Consider the following 18580-nt stretch of genomic DNA (forward strand, 5'->3'; position numbering starts at 1 on the left):
GGGGTCGGGGACGCAGTTCTGCCAGTTTATTGACGAAAAGTTGCCGCAATCGGCCGAGTTCCGTGGAGAATTTCATTTATTGCTAAGGCGTTACGGCGCGATCCTGTTAACGATGATTAAGATTGTCTTAATCGCGGGCATTTCATTCGCGACGCTCTGCCAATAGGATGTTGCAGAAATTGGCGGACAAGCCGTCCGGGTGGGGACGGCTCGGCGATCCGCGCAAGCGGCATGATCCGGTCTGTGGGCTTGCGTAGCGCGCAGGGCTCGCGGGGGGACGCGTACAAGTAACGAGGGCTCGGACTGAACATGGCGAACACTCCGAAAAAGGTCAAAGACCCCACAGAAGTTGCGCTTTCTGCGATCCAGGAAGCCCTGAACATCAGCGACACGGCCGCGGACACCAGCCGCAACGCCTCGATGCGCAACGAGACGGCGCCGTCGGTGGCACCGCCCCCGATCTTCGACGAACCGAGCTTCGAGCCGCGCCCTGCCGCCAACGAACGGTCGACCGTGTTCGACCCGGTCGAGGAGCCGCGCGCTTCGCGTCGCGCCGCCAACGACGACCGCGAGACCATCGGCCAGCTGCTGCAGGCGCTTCAGAAGGGCCGCCCTGCCCGCAGCGTCTATACCTTCGCCACCATCTTCGCCGGCGTCTGGCTCGCCGCCTGCGCCGCGCTGACGTTCGGCTTCCTGCCCTCGATCCAGGCCGCCATGGGCCAGAGCGGCGGCGTGCTCGTCATTGCCGGCCTGATCGCGATGTTCTTCGCGCCGATCATGCTGTTCTACTTCCTCGCGAGCCTGGTCTGGCGCGGCCAGGAAATGCGCATGATCGCGCAGGCGATGGCGCAGGTCGCGATCCGCTTCTCCGAGCCCGAGGGCTCGGCCTCCGATTCCATGGTCACCGTCGGCCAGGCCATCCGCCGCGAAGTCGCGGCGATGGGCGACGGCATCGAGCGCGCGATCGCGCGCGCCGGCGAGCTCGAGACGCTGGTCGCCAACGAGGTCGCCGCGCTGGAGCGCGCCTATTCCGACAACGAGGTGCGCATCCGCTCCCTGCTCCAGGACATCGCGCATCAACGCGACAATCTGGTCGGCCAGGCCGAGCAGGTCCGCAGCGCCATCTCCGGCGTGCAGATCGATTTGCGCCACGACATCGCGCTGATCTCGGACGCGATCGCCTCGCGCGTCGACGAGGTCGCCAAGTCCATCACCGGCGCGCTCGAGGAGCGCGGCGCCCACATCACCAGCGCGCTGAGCAATGCCGGCGACAACATGATCCTGGCGCTCGGCGAACGCGGCGGCGACCTGCTCGACCGCCTCGAGGAGGCCAGCAACGAGACCACGCGCGCCGTGCTCGACGCCAGCGAGCGGCTGACCACCAGTCTCAACTTCAAGACCGGCCACGTCCACGACGAGTTCGTCGACCTCGCCGACCGCGTCCACGAGATGCTGAACGAGCGCATCGACCGCATCACCGGCGAATTCGAACAGCGCTCCGCTGCGATCGTCGACGGCATCTCCGAGCGCACCGAGCAGGTGCACGACAGCTTGAAGAATTCCTCGGACTCGCTGCTGCTGGAGCTCGAACTGCGCTCCAACGACCTTTCCGCCAAGATCGACGACGCCGGCAACCGCCTCGCCGGCCAGATCATGACGAGCGGCGACAAGGCGAGCGAGGCGCTCGACGCCACCGTCAACACCCTCGTGGCCAAGGTCGTCAGCCAGACCGAGACCGCCCACGACTCGCTGTCGCTGCAGATGAGCGCGTTCGACGAGCTGGTCAGGAACCAGGGCACCGAGCTGGTCGAGAAGTTCGCCCGCGACTCCGGCACGCTGGGCGCCCTGATCACGCGCCACATCTCCGAGTTCGACCGCACCGTGAAGACCTTCGGCGGCGAGATCGTCGAGCGCATGGGCCAACGCACGCAGGACATCCACGAGTCGCTGAAGACCTATGTCGACAATTTCGACACCCGCTTCACCGCCAACGGCGGCGAGATCACCGCGATCCTCGACCAGCGCCTGGTGCAGTTCGAGACCACCATCGGCGAACGCGTCAGCAATTTCGACGCCTCTCTGAACGGCAAGATCGCCGGCCTCGACTCCACGATCGAAAACCACATCAAGACTTTCGACGAGCAGATCGGCGGCCGCGTCACCGCGCTCGAACAATCGTTCGACACCCGTGCGCAGTCGATGACTGAGACGATCGACGGGCGCATCAACACGCTCGCCTCGTCGCTGACCGACGGCGCCGCGCAGGCGATCCAGTCAATCGACCGCCGCCTCACCCACCTAACGGCGTCGCTGACCGACGGCGCGTCCCAGACCATCCAGTCAATCGACACGAGGCTGACCCATCTCACGACGACGCTCACCGGCGGCGCGTCGCAGGCGCTCGAGTCCATCGATAACCGCCTCACCTACCTGACCACCACGGTGACCAACGGCGCCTCGCAGGCCGTACAGTCGATCGACACGCGTCTGACGCTACTCACCTCAACGCTCACGGACGGCACCGCGCAGGCGATCGAAGCGGTCGACCGCCGCATCACCGGCGTCGCCGAGATCATCGACGGCCGCAGCATGCATCTGACCGACACGGTCACCGCGCGGTTCCAGGATATCCAGCAGGCCATCGAGACCAAGGTCGGCTCGGTCGCGAGCGACATCGACGTCCGCGTGGCGCAGTTCGAGGATCTGCTCGGCTCGCGCGTCGAGGCCGTTGCCGGCCGCATCGAAAGCAGCGGTCGCCAGGCCAGCGAGGACATGATGTCCCGCGCCGAGATGATCTCGACCGCGATCCGCTCGCATGTCGAGGACGCCGAGCGCTCGCTCACCAACCTCGTCGTCAACACCAGCGAGACGATCCAGACCGGTGCGCGCACCGCCCAGCAGTCTCTGATGACGGTCTCCTCCGACGTCAACGCCCAGCTCAAGATGACCTCCGCCGAGGTCGAGCGCGCGCTGACCGCGGCCGGCACCGGTTCTGCAAACTCGATCCTGAGCAGCGCCCGCGAGGCGCAGTCGACGCTGGTCGCAGCGTCGGGCGAAGCCTCCAACCAGATCAAGGGGCTCGCGGCCGACGTCGAGCGCACGCTGTCGGCGGCAGGCTCGGCCACCGCGGCCTCGATCCTGGCCGGCGCCCGCGAGGTGCAGACCACCCTCGTCACGGCGTCCTCGGATGCGGCCAACCACGTCAAGACGCTCACCGCCGACGTGCAGCGCTCGCTGTCGCTGGCCGGCACGACCACGGCGGAATCGATCACCGCCGGCGCCCGCGACGCGCAGAGCACGCTGATCGCGGCCTCGGCCGAGACTGCCAACCAGATCAAGGCGCTGTCCTCGGACGTGCAGCGCTCGCTCAGCATGGCCGGCACCTCGACGGCCGAAACCATCATGGGCGGCGCCCGCGAAGCCCAGAGCACGCTGGTCACGGCATCCTCGGATGCGGCGAGCCAGGTCAAGTCGCTCGCGGCCGAAGTGCATCGTTCGCTCTCGCAGGTCGGTCAGTCGACCGCCGAGACGATCACCACCAGCGCCCGCGACGCCCAGAGCACCCTGCTCGCGGTCTCGGCCGAGCAGACCAGCCAGGTCCGTTCGCTCGCGGCAGAGATGCAGCGCGCGCTGGCGACCGCCGGCGGCGCCACCATCGAGGCGCTCACCAGCGGCGTGCGCGAGGCCCAGGGCTCGCTGATCTCCGCCTCGACCGACGCGGCGAGCCAGATCAAGTCGCTGACCACGGACATCGAGCGCACGCTGACCGCAGTCGGCGCCGACACCGCCTCGACCATCCTCAACAGCGCCCGTGAGGCCCAGACCTCGCTGACCTCGACCTCGGCGGACGCCGCCAGCCAGATCCGCACGATCTCGACCGAGATCGAGCGCACGCTGAGCGCGGCCACCGCGAACGCGACCAACGACATCCAGACCAGCGCGCTCAACGCCCAGAACGCGCTGATCTCGGCCTCCAACGAGGCGAGCTCGCGGGTCAAGTCGAGCTCGGCCGACGTCGAGCGTTCGGTGCTCGCCGCCAGCTCCAGCTTCGGCCAGGCCATGACCGGCAAGACCGACGAGATCGTCACCTACGTGCAGCAGCAGGCCGACCGTCTGTCGAACATGATCGACGCCAAGCGTGGCGCGCTGGTCGACGCGATCGGCTCGAAGACCAGCCAGCTCACGCTCGACATCGACCGCGTCACCTCGGACGCGCTGAAGTCGATCGAGACGCGCGGCCAGGCCTTCTCGCAGACCATGATGGGCAACGGCTCGGAAGTCGCCCGCACCATCAACGCGGCGAGCGAGATCGCCACCAGCGCGGTCGGCAAGTCGCTCAAGGATCTCGAGCAGGCCTCGCGTTCCGCGATCGACCAGTCGCGCCAGGTCTCGGTCGCGGCCGTCACCGAGATGCAGGAGACCAGCAAGATCCTGCGCACCGACACGGTCGCGCTGTTCGAGCGTCTGCGCGAAGGCAACATCCTGCTCCAGGAGGTGCTGACCGGTGCGCACGACAACCTCAACTCGCTCGAACGGGCGCTGGTGACGCGCGTCGCCGACTTCGTCTCGGCGATGAACGACGTCACCTCGCGCAACGGCGCGGCGACGCAGAACCTGGAAGAGCAGCTCAACGTCTTCAACAGCAAGACCACGAAGGCGCTGCAGGATCTCGGCGAGCTGTCGACCCAGTTCGACGCGCACGGCAAGGCACTGGTCGACGCCGCGCAGGTCGTCGAGCAGAGCAACAAGAATACCACCGCCTCGCTCGCCGAACGCAAGCAGGCGCTGGAATCGCTGGTCACCACGATCGACCTGCGTACCGCCGATCTCGACCAGCGGCTGTCGCGCTTCACCGGCCTGCTCGACGAATCGCTGGCCGCGGCCGAAGAGCGTGCCCGCGACATCGCCCGCGTCGTCGCCGAGACCGCCGGCGCAGGCTCCGCCGCGATCACCCGCCAGTTCGAGGCGGTGCGCGTGGCGTCCGAGGAGGAGCACCGCCAGACCATCGAGGCGATGCACGACATCTACCGCCAGACCACCGACGAGGCGGATGCGATGTTCAAGCAGTCGACCGAGAAGTTCACCAACCTCGTCTCCAGCATGAAGCAGATGGCCTTCGAGATGCACAACGAGCTCGAAGCCACCCGCAACGAGCTGCGTCGCGGCGTGCTCGAGATGCCGCAGGAGGCCGCCGAGAGCACGGCGCAGATGCGCAAGGTGATCGTCGACCAGATCGAGGCCCTCGCCGAGCTCAACCGCATCGTGGCCCAGCACGGCCGCGGCCTCGACGTCTCCACGGCGGGCCGCGCTTCCGTCGCCGTCCAGCGCCAGGATGAGCCGATGATGGCCGTTGCGGGCGCTCGCGCCGCCGAGACCCGCATGCGAGACACCGGCAGCGCGTCGACGCTGCCGCCGCCGGACCTCGGCATGCCGGCGCCCTCGCGCCGCACCGAGGCGCCGCCGGTCGCGCCCGCGGGCAGCGACCAGGGCCGTGACGGCTGGCTGTCGGACCTGCTCAACCGGACTGACGCCAATCAGGGCGCCCCGACCGGCCGCGAGGCCCCGCGCGGCCGCGCCGCCCCCGCGCCGCAGCCGCAGGCCCCGCAGGCAAGCGCCAATCCGCTGGAATCGCTGTCGCTCGACATCGGCCGGCTGATGGACCGCAACCTCGCCGCCGAGATGTGGGACCGCTACCAGCGCGGCGAGAACAAGGCGTTCACCAAGCGCCTCTACACGCCCGCCGGCCAGAAGGCCTTCGACGAGGTCGCCCGCAAGTACCGCACCGACCGCAACTTCAAGGCCACGGTCGACCGCTACGTCGCCGAGTTCGAGCGCCTGCTCGACGAAGTCGCCCGCGACGGCCGCGGCCCGCAGGAGCTGCGCAGCCACCTGACCTCGGAGACGGGTCTCGTGTACACGCTGCTGGCGCATGCGGCGGGACGGCTGGGGTGAGCAGCTCGCGATTGGCGAGTGGCGAATAGCGAATGAAAAACGGAGCTCCTTGCGGGGCTCCGTTTTTGTTTTGCGTCATTCTCGCTCCCGTGCCCCGGACGCAGCGCAGCGCCCCCCGGCGATGCGAAGCATCGTCCGGTGCGGTGCGCTGCAGAGCCGGGGCCCATGTCGCGGCGGCGTACGGTGTGGCCTTCTGGGTCCCGGCTCTGCGCAGCAACGCAAGAGCGTTGCAGCGCGTCCGGGACACAAGAGTGATTACGTTGCGGCGGCTACACTCTCGTCATTGCGAGGAGCCCTTGCGACGAAGCAATCCAGACTGCTTCCTGGGAGACAGTCTGGATTGCTTCGCTGCGCTCGCAATGACGAGGTGACAGCGGCGCGAACTTACTCGCCTCTTACTCCTACCGCCGGCCGCTCGCGGCGGACGTCGGCTTCGGCGGCTCGGGCGGCGGAGGCGGTGCGCTGCTGTTACTGGCGCCGAACAGCACGCGGGTCGGGTTGCGGTCGAAATTGTTCACGGCGCGGCTGATGTCGCCGAGGGTACGGCGGCCGTCGGCCATCAGCGCGCCGGAGCGCTTGTCGAAATCGTCGGCGAGCTCGCGGATCGACTTCACCGCCTGGAACAGCTCGCCGCCGTCCTTGCCGCCGGCGAGCGTGTTGAGGCCGAGCATGAGGTTGTCGGCCTTGAGCATGACGCCGTCGACCTTGGCCATCACGCCGTCGATCTTCTCGGAATTGCGCGCGAGCGAATTGGTGAAGGTCTCGAGATTCTTCAGCGAGTTCTTCACGGACTCCTGATTGTCGGCGACGATCTTGTTGATGTTCTGCAGCGTGCCGCGGATCGCCTCGGTGACGTCCTGCAGCTTGTTGGGATCGGCGGTGAGCGTCGGGATGCCGTCCTGGTCGAGTGGCGGCGAGGCCGCCGCTTCGTCGCCGCCCTTGAGCGAGATGGCGGCAACCCCGGTGAGGCCCTGGAATTCGAGGCCGACCAGGGTGTCCTTGCGGATCGGGGCGTTGTTCTCGATCATGGCCAGTGCGACAACCCGCCGCGGGTTGTCCAGCTTCACCGAGACCACCTCACCCACCCGGATACCGTTGAAGTTGACGCTGCCGCCGTTGCGCAGGCCCGCCGCCGGGCCCTCGAACACGACGCGCAAGGGGCTGCGCTGCTTGGTGGTGTGCAGCGACTGAAACCACAGCACGAAGCCGATCGCCGCGGCAATCACCGCCAGCGTGAACGATCCGATCAACACGTAGTTCGCCCGCGTTTCCATCAGGTGCTCCGGCTACTCATCCCAGCTACTCAAGCCATGACCGCGCGGGCGCGCTTGCCATGGAAATACTGCCTCAACCAGGGATGCTGCGAGGCCTGCATGTCGGCGATCGACCCTGCCGCAATGATCTTACCGTTCCCTAAAACGGCGATGCGGTCGCATGCGGTGTAAAGGCTGTCGAGATCGTGGGTTACCATGAAAACCGTCAGCCCCAAAGTGCGCTGGAGCGTCCTGACCAGCTCGTCGAAGTCGCCGGCGCCGATCGGATCGAGGCCCGAGGTCGGCTCGTCCAGGAAGACGAGGTCCGGATCGAGCGCCAGCGCGCGCGCCAGCGCCACGCGCTTGATCATGCCGCCGGAGAGTTCGGACGGGAAGCGCTCGGCAACCTCGGGCTTGAGGCCGACCATGGTGAGCTTGGCCATGGTGATCTCGTCCATCAGCCGCTGCGAGACCCGCAAATATTCGCGCATCGGAAACTGGATGTTCTGCCGTACGGTCAGCGAGGAGAACAGCGCGCCCTGCTGGAACAAGACGCCCCAGCGCCGCTCGACGTTGCGGCGCTGCGAGGTGTTGGAGGAATCCAGGTCGACGCCGAACACCTCGATGGAGCCTGCGACCTTCGGCACCAGGCCGATGATGGTGCGCGTCAGCACCGACTTGCCCGCGCCGGACGGACCGACGAAGCCAAGGATCTCGCCGCGCTTGACGTCGAGGTTGAGGCCGTCGAGCACGCGTGTCGAGCCGAACTGCACGGTGATGTCGCGGACGCGGATGATGGGATTTTGAGTTTCGCTTTGAGCTTCTCTTGCCATCGTCACATCCCGATCGAGGCGAAGAAGATGGCGAAGATGCCGTCCATGACGATGACGAAGAAGATGCCCTTCACCACCGAGGCCGTGGTGTGCTGTCCCAGCGATTCCGCGCTGCCCTGCACCGCGAGGCCTTCGACGCAGGCGACGATGCCGATCACGGCGGCCATTACGGGCGCCTTGACGATGCCGACAATGAAATGATCGATCGAGATGGCATCGCGCAGGCGCAGCAGGAAGGCCTCGGGCTCGACCCCGCCATAGAGCCAGGCCACGAGCCCGCCGCCATAGAGCGCGGCCATCGCGCCGAGGAAAGCCAGGATCGGCAGCGCCAGCACGAGGGCCATCATACGCGGCAGCACCAAAACCTCGATCGGATCGAAGCCCATGGTGCGCAGTGCGTCGATCTCCTCGCGCATCTTCATCGAGCCGAGCTCGGCGGTGTAGGCGCTGCCGGAGCGTCCTGCGACCATGATCGCGACCAGGAGCACGCCGATCTCGCGCAGCACCAGCACGCCGAGCATGTCGACCACGAAGATGTCGGCGCCGAATCTCCGGAAATGGAAGATGCCTTGCTGAGCGATGATGCAGCCGATCAGGAAGGTGATCAACACGATGATCGGCACCGCGCGCCAACACACCTGCTCCATGTGATGCACGGTCGAGGTCAGGCGGAACGAGCGCGGATGGATCAGGATGCGAAATCCGGCCGCGAGCACGGCGCCGAGCATGTCGATGAGGCCCGCGACCGTGCCGGCCACGCCGGCCACGCTCCGGCCGATCTGCTCTAGCATGCCGGTGATGGTGATCGGGCTGCTGTCGACCACCGCCGTCGCCCTGACCCGCCGCACCTCGTCCACGAGGCTGGAATAATTGGCCGACAGCCCCGCGATCTGCGCCTCGACCGGCCCTTTGGTCAGACTGCGGCGCAGCCGCTCGATCAGCCAGGCGCCGAACGTGTCGAGCTTGGCGATTTCGGAGACGTCGATGAAGATGCTTTGCGGGGTGCCGGCGAGCTTCTCGGCGTCGGCCACCATCCGCTCCAGGACCGGCGCAAAGCTCGCGGTCCAGGTCCCAGTGGCGCAAAGTGCCAGCGCGTTGCCCTTGGCAATCCGTTCCAGCTTCGGATCGCTGTTCAAGATGTCCGCTCCCGTGCCGGGGCGGAGAAAATCAGAGAGTTGCGCACTCGCCCTTACCCAGAGAAGGTATCCCCAAGTGGTTAATGTTAGTTGCTAGAGGTAACTAGCAGGTTCAGATTTCGCCAGAGTTCAAAATGACTTCCATGAAATTTGCTGCCCTGGCGGCGCGAATCGAGCGCTTCCCGATCGCGGGCAGCTTTACCATCAGCCGCGGGGCCAAAACCGAGGCCGTGACGGTTATCGCGGAGGTAAGCCGGGACGGGCTGACCGGCCGCGGCGAGTGCGTGCCCTATCCCCGCTATGGCGAGACGCCGGAGGCGACGCTCGCGGCCATCCAGGCCATGCGGCAGGCCGTCGCCGACGGTATCTCGCGGCAGGCCTTGCAGGCCGCCATGGCGCCCGGTGCGGCCCGCAACGCCCTGGATTGTGCCCTGATCGACCTGGAGGCCAAGGCGGCCGGCCAGCGGGCCTGGAACCTGCTCCAGCGCCCGGTGCCGGGCGAGCGGACCACCGCCTACACGATCTCGTTAGGGCCCCCCGAGGACATGGCCGCCGCGACCGCCAAAGCGGCCCACCGGCCGCTGCTCAAGATCAAGCTCGGCGGCGACGGCGATGGGATGCGGATCGCGGCGGTGCGCAAGGCCGCGCCCGAATCCGAGCTGATCGTCGACGCCAACGAGGCCTGGACCGAGGCCAATCTGGAAGCCAACCTCGCCGCCTGCGCCGCCGTCGGCGTCACCCTGGTGGAGCAGCCGCTGCCGGCCGGCAAGGACGAGGCGCTGGCGCGGATCAAACGGCCGCTCGCCGTCTGCGCCGACGAGAGCGTGCATACGCGCAGCTCCCTTGCCTCCCTAGGCGACCGCTACGACGCCGTGAACATCAAGCTCGACAAGACCGGCGGCCTCACCGAGGCGCTGGCAATGGCCGATGCGGCGCAGGCGCTCGGCTTCGAGATCATGATCGGCTGCATGGTCGCGAGCTCGCTGTCGATGGCGCCGGCCATGCTGGTGACGCCGCAGGCGCGCTTCGTCGATCTCGACGGCCCGCTGTTGCTGGCGCGCGACCGCGACCATGGGCTGCGTTACGATGACAGCCTGGTCTATCCGCCGGACGTCTCGCTCTGGGGCTGAGCCATGAGCCGGTGCCGCGCCGACCAGATCGCCAGCGCGCCGCCAGCGGCCATCGCCGCCATGACGTAATACAGGCCGTCGCCGATGCGGGCGTAGATCGCGCCTGACGCGATCGATGTCGTGGCGCCCAAGAGGCCGTTGCACGCGGCATAATAGCCCTGCCCTCGCGCGATCTGATGCGGCGGCACGCGCTGCACCAGCAGGTTCATCGTGCCGACGATGGTCATGCCGAAGGTGAGGCCGTGGCCGAGCTGCACGATCGCGAGCAGTGCGAGCGGCGGCTCATTGGCGGTGACGATCCAGCGCACCACGGCGCTCAAGCCTCCGATCGCGATCATGGTGGACGGATGCAACGAGAAGCGCGGCGACAGCGCGAACACAACGATCTCCGCGATCACGCCCAGCGTCCACAGCCCCGCGATCGTCAGCCCACTGATTCCATGGAGCTGCCAGTTGATGGCCGAGAAGGTGTAATAGGCGACGTGGCTGCCTTGGATCAGCGCCGCCGAGACGATGACCGCCCAGAAGCCGGCATCGCGCAGCAGCGCCTTGCCGGCATGCCTCTCCGTCGTTTTGCGCCTGATGTCGTCGAGCGGCTGAAGCAGCAGGCTGGCTGCGACCGCAACGACGGCCCATGCGACGATGATCCAGATCAGGTCGCGCGCGGCGATGACGTCGACGAGATAGCCGCAGGCGAGCGAGCCGGCGGCGAAGGCCGCCGAGCCCCACAGTCGCAACGGTCCGTAGTCGAGCCCGTAACGGGCGACGCCGCGCAGCGCATAGGCATCGGTCAGCGGCATCGTCGGCGTCCACATCATGCAGGTCAGCGCGTAAATCAGGAACAGCGCCAGCGGCTGCTGCTGCAGGCCGACCGCCGTAAAGCCGATCGCTGTCGCCAGCACCGACACCATGATGGCGGCGCGGATGGCGTGTCGCTTTTCGGCAAAGGCGGTCACTTGCGGCAGCGTGGTGAAGCGCGTGATCGCCGGCAGCGCGTTGATGAGCCCGATCCAGGCCGCGTCGATGCCGTTTCCCTTCAGCCACACCGGGAAGAACGGCAGATGCGTGCCCGAAACCGCGAAGACGGCCGAATAGAACAGGGCGAGGCTGACGGCGAATCGCCGCTTCCTGGATGCCGCGATGGGGATTTGTGATTCGGAGGGCATCAAACCAATTGCGATTCGGTCGATATCGTGGTGATCGTTACAATAACGCGCAGTGATTTGCGCGACGAGATCGCCATGGCCAACGAAGCATTCGCCCTCTCGCCCATGTCTGCCCGCGCGGCGGAGCCGAACGAGCAGGATTACGACGCGATCCGCGAAGCCTTCATGGAGACGGCGCGCGGCCGCTGGTTCCTCGGCGAGTACGCCAAGCGCAACCGCAATGCCGACACCCGCATGGTGCTCGACGCGGTCGCGAAGATCGAAGAAACCCTTGCGGCGCAGCGACAACCGGTCGTCGAGGACCGCCTGCCCGAGGCGCTTGTCGAGATCCGCCGCGCGATCCGCGAGGCCGAGACGATTGCGCTTGCGGCGTTCGACCCCGCGGCGATCGAGGCGAGCCTCGCGCCGATCCCGCGCGGGGTACGCATCATCAAGGAGATCTCCTGGCGCTGGCGCGAGATCGGCGCCGACGGGCGAATCTGCGACCTCATTGATTCGCAGCTCGCCTCGATCGAGGCCGCCTGCGGACAGGCCTCCACCATCGATCCCCGTGTCGAGCTCAAGATCGCCTTCGACCTGCTGAAGGATCGGGTCGACCAGACCGAGGGCGGCGCAAAGCAGCAGGTGGCAGCTCCGGTGCAGGAAGCCCCGTCATCCGCCGCCGAAGCGCCTGTCGAGACCGCGCCGGCGGCGATGGCCAGCGAGGCACCCGTGGCTTTTACGGAGCCGCTACAGGACGTCGCAGCAAGTGCCCAGCCCGAAGTGGCAGCGGCCAGCGTCGCCGAAGCGTTCGCCGCTGCCGAGCAGGCACTGGACACGGCCGTCGCGCCGGAGATTTCGACTGAAAATCAGACCGCCGTCGAAAACGCCGCGCTCGGTCAGGTCGCGCTGGAAAATGTCGCGCCTGCAGATCCGGCGGCTGAAGACGCCTCGTTTGAAGAGCCGGGGACTGAACCTACCGCCTTCGCGGAAGTCGCCGACGCGTTCGCACTCGATGCGGCCGCGCAAGCCGAGGACGACGCCGTGCTCGAAGCCATCGCGCTCGAGATGGCTGCGCCCGATCCGGAGTTCGACGAGATCATCGCGCCGGTCGAGATGGAAGCGGCTGTTCCGGAGCCGATGCCCGCGGAGCCCGCAGCGCCTTTCGCCGCCGAGCTTGCCGAGCCGATCGCAACAGAGCCAGTCGCCGCCCCGGTTGCGGAAGAGCACCCGGCGGACGCGCCGATCGCGATGGACTCGCTCGCGCGCCTCACCGACGCCATCGCGGAGGCCGCCGCCGAAGTGATGGAGCAGCAGGCCCCGGCGATGGCGGCCAGTGCCACCTTCGCCGCGGCGCCAGCCACGACGCTGACCGCGCCCTCGCCTCTGTCCGCGTCCTCGTCCGAGCCCTCGCTCGGGGCCACCATCCTCGCCAGCGGCATTCTGCAAAAGCCCCGCGCGCCCGCCAACGATCCCCTCGCGCCGATCCGCCGCATGACCCAGGCCGAGAAGATCGCGTTCTTCTCGTAAGGGGAGCTGCGTACTCACTTTCGTGTCCCGGACAAGCGAAGCGCAGATCCGGGACCTAGGAGCCACGAGTTCTACTGCAACATGGGCCCCGGCTCTGCAGCGCACCGCTGACCGGACGATGCTTCGCATCGCCGGGTTAGCGCTGCGCTGCGTCCGGGGCACGAGGCGAGTATTGATGCGCGCGCTCTTCCCGCATCGTCATTGCAAGCGCAGCGAAGCAATCCAGAGTTCTTTCCGCGGAGGGATTCTGGATTGCTTCGCTGCGCTCGCAATGACGGGAACACGCTGCGCTCGCAATGACGCGTACGCGCTGTCAGCGCCTCATCACCCGCAATTCCACACCGCCCCGATCGGCGTGCGCGTCCAGCACGGGCCAAAACTGCCGCCATTGTAGCGGCCGCCGTTGAAGCCCGGGCGGCCGAAATAGTGCCACTCGCCGTCCCAGCGGTAATATTGCGGAACCGGATCGATGTACCAGTGGCGCCGGTCGGCGCGCGACACTCGGCGCATCGCATCCTTCTGCTTGTAGAGCGGAATGCTGTTGCTCAGCGGCTGGCGATAGCCCGGCAGGAAGCCGTAGCCTTGCCAGGCCTGCTTGGGGCGCTTTTGAGTTGACGCAGCGGACGCGACAACCGGCAGCAGCGACAGGACGATGGCAACAATTAGACACACAATGCGCGACATGAATCGACAATAGTCGGTCGGTTGCGCGGAGGCCATTCAAATTCGGGTGCAGGTTCTGCGCAACCTCGCGCAGAATGATTCCGCCTAACCGATCACGCCCTTCCTGATCAGGAAGCAGCCGTACCCCCTGCTGTCGCCGACCTGCACCACGCCAAAGCCCGCCGCTGCCGCGCGATAGAAATCCGCCCGCGAGAGCTTGCCGGGACTGACGGGACCGCCGCCGGCGCGTTCGATCTCGGCCAGCACCGCGCGCTGCACGTCGGGCACGCGATCGGGATCGTCGACCGGTGTCATCACGCGCACCGGATCGGGATCGAAATCGTCGAGCGGGTAGACCGACATGATGGCGCGGACGGCCGTCTCCATCGTCATGCCCGGCAGCTGGATCAGGCGCTGCGACGATGTAGAGCGGGCGATGTGCGTGGCCGGGTGGTTGGCGTCGACGACCACGAGATCGTCGCCGTGGCCCATGGAAGCCAGCAGCCAGAGCAGATCGGGCGTCAGGATCGGATCGATCGATTTCAGCATGTGACGGCGGTTCCTCTCATCGATCGCTAACCATAGCACGTTCCAAGCGTGATTCAGATCACGGAGGGATCATGGTGACAGCGATCACGGACTTCAAACTCGAACGCGGCCAGCCTTCGCCGCAACCAAACTCGCATCGAGATCAGTGCCAAAGGAGCACGCCATGTTCCGCCTGAAGCCTTTGCTGATGACGGCCGGCCTTGTGGGAAGCCTGTTCGGCTTCGCCTGCGGCCCCGTTTCCGCGCAAGTTGCCCCGGTCCAGCCTCCCCCCACCGCACTGCAAGGCCCGGAGCAGCGGGTTGCGCTGGTGATCGGCAATGCGAAGTACCAGAATGCGCCGCAGCTTGCGAACCCCGACGATGATGCGCAGTCGATGGCGCAGTTCCTGAACTCCGCCGGCTTCGACGTGGTCGCAGCGACCGACCTGACCCAGAACGACATGCTGCGCGTGGTGCAGGACTTTTCCGCCAAGGTCGCTTCGCGCGGTCCGAACACGGTGGCGATGGTCTATTACGCCGGTCACGGCGTGCAGCTCGCCGGTGAGAACTATCTCGTTCCGGTCGATGCGAAGGTCTCCAATCCGACCGAGCTCGTCAACAATTCGGTGCGGCTCGTCGACGTGATGTCGACGCTGGAGACCATCCCGAGCCGCATGCGCATCGTCATCCTCGATGCCTGCCGCAACAACCCGTTCCCGCAAGTCAACGACGCCGGCCGCGGCCTTGCCATCGTCGATGCGCCGAACGGCTCGATCGTCGGCTACTCGACTGCGCCGGGCGCCGAGGCGCTCGACGGCACGGGCGGCCACAGCCCCTACACGCAAGCCTTCCTGAACGTCGCGCGCGAGCCGAACGTGCCGATCGAGCAGCTGTTCAAGCGCGTCCGCCTGCAGGTGAACCAGACCACCAGCGGCGCGCAGATCCCGTGGGAGAGCTCGTCGCTGACGAGTGACTTCACCTTCTTCGGTGACACCGTGGTCGCCGCCAACCGCGCGCCGGTCAGGGCACCCGTCGTGCAGACGGCCTCCAATCTGCCGAACCGTTCGACGCGCCAGGCCTATGACTACGTCGTGTCCGAGGGCCGGCCGGAGTACTATCAGGAGTTCATCCAGATGTATCCGCAGGACCCGCTGTGCGACCACATCCGCTGGCTGCTGTCGAACCTCCTGCTCTCGCAGGCCTGGCACAACGCCGTGCTCGTGAACTCGCCGCTCGGCTACAAGACCTTCTATGACAGCTACGGCAACAGCCCCTATGCGCAAATGGCGCTGAAGCTCCAGGCGCAGCCGAAGCAGATTCCCCTGATGCAGGCGACCAAGTTCCTGGCTCCGCAAAACATTGCTCCGACCTTCAAGATCGGCAATCTCGGTCAGCCCAAATACATGCCGCTGATGCAGCAGGGCAATGGCGGCGGCCAGATCACCGGCAACCTGCCGGTCGTGCAGAAGCCGGTCGACGGCAATGTCATCGGCAAGCTCGGCAATGGCGGCCAGATCGTCAACCTGCCCTCGGGCAACAACAACCAGCCGAACCAGCAGAACGGCACGCCGTCGCAGATCCCGGGCAAGATCATCATCCTGCCCGCGCCGACCAACACGACCAACAATGGCGGCACCGGCAAGATCGTCACCTTGCCTGCGACCAACACCGCACCGAACGGCAGCAACGCCAACGGCAAGCCGGGCAAGATCGTGAGCATGCCGGTGAATGTCGGCAAGGGCGGCGCGACTGTCGGCGTGAAGCCCGTTCAGACGCAGAACAATCCGATCCGCGTCAACAACGGCAACACCGGCATCGTCAAGCTCAACGACAACCCGGTGAACAAGGTGCAGGTGCAGAACACCCGTCCGCAGCTCAACACGACGCCGAGCCGCACGTTCAACAGCAACAACAACTTCCGCCAGTCGATGAACCAGGCGCCGAGCACGGGTGGCGGCGACACTCGCCGAAGCTTCATGCACTGATCGCGCGAAGTGCGCCCCCTCTCCCGCTTGCGGGAGAGGGTTGCGGAGAGGGTCTCTCCACAACGGGACAATCCCCAAGGGGAAAAAGCCCTCACCCGGCACTGCGTGTCGACCTCTCCCGCAAGCGAGAGAGGTTGCACCGAGCAAGCGGATAGTTCGAAGCCAACGGACACAAAGAAAGGGGCAGAGCGGCGACGCTCTGCCCCTTCTTCATCTCACGCCTTGTCATTCCGGGATGCGCCGTGAGGCGCAGGCCAGGGATCCATTGTGCGGCAGAGACGGTGGGGAAATGGATTCCGGGCTCACGCTTCGCGTGCCCCGGAATGACGGCTAGGCCACCAACTCGGCGAACAGATCCGCGTCCACATTGCCACCGGAGAGCACGATGACCACGTTCTTGCCCGCGACGTCGAGGCGGCCCGCGAGCAGTGCGGCGAGGCCCACTGCGCCGCCCGGCTCGACCACCAGCTTCAGCTCGCGATAGGCGAACGCGACGGCGGCTCCCACTTCAGCATCAGACGCCGTGACGCCGCGCGCCAAAAGCTTGCTGTTGATCGCAAAGGTCATCTCGCCCGGGATCAGGGCCATCAGCGCGTCGCAGATGGTGCGGCCTGCAGGCGGGTGCGGCTCGCGATGGCCCGCGCTCAGCGAAATGCCGTGATCGTCGAACGCCTCGGGCTCGGCCACCACGATCTCGGCCAGGGGATAGCGTGCCTTCACCGCGGTCGCGACGCCCGCGATCAGGCCGCCGCCGGAGGCCGGCGCCACCACGATGTCGGGGCTTAGACCAAGCGTTGCCATGTCTTCCGCGATCTCGCGGCCGGCGGTGCCCTGCCCTGCGATCACGAAGGGATCGTCGTAAGGTCTGACCAGCGTCGCGCCGCGCTTCTCGGCGATGCCGCGCGAGATCGCCTCGCGGTCGTCCTTGTCACGATCATAGAGCACGACCTCGGCGCCGTATGATTTGGTGCGCTCGCGCTTGGACAGCGGCGCATCCGCAGGCATCACGATGGTCGCCTGCATGTCGAGGATTTTTGCCGCCGCCGCCACGCCCTGGGCGTGGTTGCCGGAGGAGAACGCGACGACGCCACCGGCGCGCTTGTCCTGCGGGATCGAGAACACCTTGTTGAAGGCGCCGCGGAACTTGAAGGAGCCGGTGCGCTGGAGCATCTCCGGCTTCAGGAACACCTTCGCGCCAACCCGCTCGTTGAGCACCGGAAAGGATAACAGCGGGGTGCGGATGGCGTAGGGCGCGATCACGCGCGCTGCGGCATCGATGTCGGCCGGGCCGATCGGGAGAAGCTGTTCGGTCATGACCGACCTTATCGCGGCCATTGAGCCGCGGGCAAGACACCTCCGCGCGAGGAAATCGTCCTTTAGGCGACGAAGCGCGACTGTTCCGTGCCGTCCCGGCCCGGCAGCACAGCCCCCACCGCCTGGATACTGTCAACAAAAGCCCTCGCCGAGGCTTCCCAGGTGTAGTTGGCGGCGAATTCGACACAGTCCTGCCGGGAGATATCGAGCGCCGCGAAGCAGGCGCTGCGCAGATCGTGATCGAGGGCGCCGACCGGGGCGTCGCCGATCACGTCGCGGGGGCCCTTCACCGGAAAGGCCGCGACCGGCAGGCCGCTCGCCAGCGCCTCCAGCAGGACCAGGCCGAACGTGTCGGTCTTGCTCGGGAATACGAACACATCGGCAGCCGCATAGATCTCCGCCAGCGCCTCGCCGTGCTTCTCGCCGAGGAAGATCGCATCGGGATAGGCCTCTTCCAGCGAGGCACGCGCTGGACCGTCACCCACGATCACCTTGGTGCCGGGCAGATCGAGATCGAGGAAGGCTTCGAGATTCTTCTCCACCGCGACGCGGCCGACCGACAGGAACACCGGTGCCGGCAGGCAGAGGTCGATGGCGCGCGGATGGAACACATGGGTGTCGACACCGCGCGGCCACAGCACGACATTGTCGAACCCGCGCTCGGTCAGTTCGCGGGCGAGCGCAGGGGTGGCCGCCATCACGGCGCGGCTGGGGGCATGGAAGCGGCGCAGCGCCCGCCAGATCAGCGAGCCCGGCACCGGCACGCGGGCGCGGACATATTCGGGAAAGCGGGTGTGGAAACTGGTCGTGAACGGCAGCCTGCGCTGGCGGCAATAGCGGCGGACCATCAAGCCGATCGGCCCCTCCGTCGCAATGTGGATGCTGTCGGGACGTGCCTCCTCGATCAGCTTTGCGATTCTGGCGGGCCTTGGCATTGCGAGGCGCACATCGCGATAGCTCGGCATCGCGAAGGTGCGGAACGATTGCGGCGTCAGGAACACAAATTCGACGCCGAGCCCCTCGGCAGCATCAGCGAGCTTGGTCAGCGTCCGAACCACACCATTGACTTGCGGGTGCCAGCCGTCGGTCGCGACCAGGATGCGCATCAGGCG

The 18580-nt window shown here is 66.8% G+C and carries 12 protein-coding genes; 4 read left to right on the forward strand and 8 right to left on the reverse strand.

Annotated features, from left to right (window positions below; translation table 11 throughout):
• Nucleotides 1–309 precede the first annotated feature (309 nt).
• A complete protein-coding gene (locus UNPA324_RS27385; RefSeq protein ID WP_141936895.1) occupies nt 310–5952 on the forward strand; it encodes an apolipoprotein A-IV repeat region-like domain-containing protein in 5643 nt (1880 codons plus the stop codon).
• 401 nt (nt 5953–6353) lie between these two features.
• Here the strand turns inward: UNPA324_RS27385 and UNPA324_RS27395 are convergent, their stop codons facing one another.
• The 3 genes from UNPA324_RS27395 to UNPA324_RS27405 are packed head-to-tail and all read right to left on the reverse strand — an operon-like array spanning nt 6354 to nt 9174.
• On the reverse strand, nt 6354–7226 hold the full coding sequence (locus UNPA324_RS27395; RefSeq protein WP_141936897.1) for an MlaD family protein: 873 nt from the start codon (nt 7224–7226) through the stop codon (nt 6354–6356).
• Between the two features lie 29 nt (nt 7227–7255).
• Entirely contained in the window at nt 7256–8038 is a 783-nt protein-coding gene (locus UNPA324_RS27400) for an ABC transporter ATP-binding protein (protein ID WP_164935873.1), read from the reverse strand.
• A 2-nt stretch (nt 8039–8040) separates the two neighbouring features.
• The gene (locus UNPA324_RS27405; RefSeq protein ID WP_128916468.1) at nt 8041–9174 is read right to left on the reverse strand and encodes an MlaE family ABC transporter permease; all 1134 of its coding nucleotides are present in this window, start codon (nt 9172–9174) and stop codon (nt 8041–8043) included.
• A 134-nt stretch (nt 9175–9308) separates the two neighbouring features.
• Here UNPA324_RS27405 and dgcA point away from each other — a divergent pair, with 134 nt between their 5' ends.
• Nucleotides 9309–10304: an N-acetyl-D-Glu racemase DgcA gene (dgcA, locus tag UNPA324_RS27410; protein ID WP_141936899.1), complete on the forward strand. Its 996-nt coding sequence runs from the start codon at nt 9309–9311 to the stop codon at nt 10302–10304.
• On the opposite strand, the gene UNPA324_RS27415 is transcribed toward dgcA, so the two are convergent.
• Nucleotides 10274–11470, reverse strand: a complete 1197-nt coding sequence (locus UNPA324_RS27415; RefSeq protein ID WP_141936901.1) for an MFS transporter — start codon at nt 11468–11470, stop codon at nt 10274–10276. The two genes, dgcA and UNPA324_RS27415, sit on opposite strands and share 31 nt — an antisense overlap.
• Before the next feature lie 75 nt (nt 11471–11545).
• Between UNPA324_RS27415 and UNPA324_RS27420 the strand changes: the two genes are divergently transcribed.
• On the forward strand, nt 11546–12979 hold the full coding sequence (locus UNPA324_RS27420) for a hypothetical protein (protein ID WP_164935872.1): 1434 nt from the start codon (nt 11546–11548) through the stop codon (nt 12977–12979).
• Between the two features lie 324 nt (nt 12980–13303).
• Here the strand turns inward: UNPA324_RS27420 and UNPA324_RS27425 are convergent, their stop codons facing one another.
• Nucleotides 13304–13663, reverse strand: coding sequence for a hypothetical protein (locus tag UNPA324_RS27425; RefSeq protein WP_164935871.1), 360 nt, complete (start codon nt 13661–13663; stop codon nt 13304–13306).
• Between the two features lie 84 nt (nt 13664–13747).
• Nucleotides 13748–14191 (reverse strand): RbsD/FucU family protein, encoded by a 444-nt coding sequence (locus UNPA324_RS27430; protein ID WP_141936903.1) that lies wholly within the window; start codon nt 14189–14191, stop codon nt 13748–13750.
• Nucleotides 14192–14354: 163 nt separating this feature from the next.
• Between UNPA324_RS27430 and UNPA324_RS27435 the strand changes: the two genes are divergently transcribed.
• The gene (locus UNPA324_RS27435) at nt 14355–16154 is read left to right on the forward strand and encodes a caspase family protein (RefSeq protein ID WP_181769533.1); all 1800 of its coding nucleotides are present in this window, start codon (nt 14355–14357) and stop codon (nt 16152–16154) included.
• A gap of 330 nt (nt 16155–16484) precedes the next feature.
• Here the strand turns inward: UNPA324_RS27435 and UNPA324_RS27440 are convergent, their stop codons facing one another.
• Nucleotides 16485–17468: a threonine/serine dehydratase family protein gene (locus UNPA324_RS27440; RefSeq protein WP_181769534.1), complete on the reverse strand. Its 984-nt coding sequence runs from the start codon at nt 17466–17468 to the stop codon at nt 16485–16487.
• A gap of 62 nt (nt 17469–17530) precedes the next feature.
• Nucleotides 17531–18574, reverse strand: a complete 1044-nt coding sequence (locus UNPA324_RS27445; RefSeq protein ID WP_141936909.1) for a glycosyltransferase family 4 protein — start codon at nt 18572–18574, stop codon at nt 17531–17533.
• Nucleotides 18575–18580 lie beyond the last annotated feature (6 nt).

This window comes from Bradyrhizobium sp. UNPA324 (genome assembly GCF_006658635.1).
GTDB classification, from domain to species: Bacteria; Pseudomonadota; Alphaproteobacteria; order Rhizobiales; family Xanthobacteraceae; genus Bradyrhizobium; species Bradyrhizobium nanningense.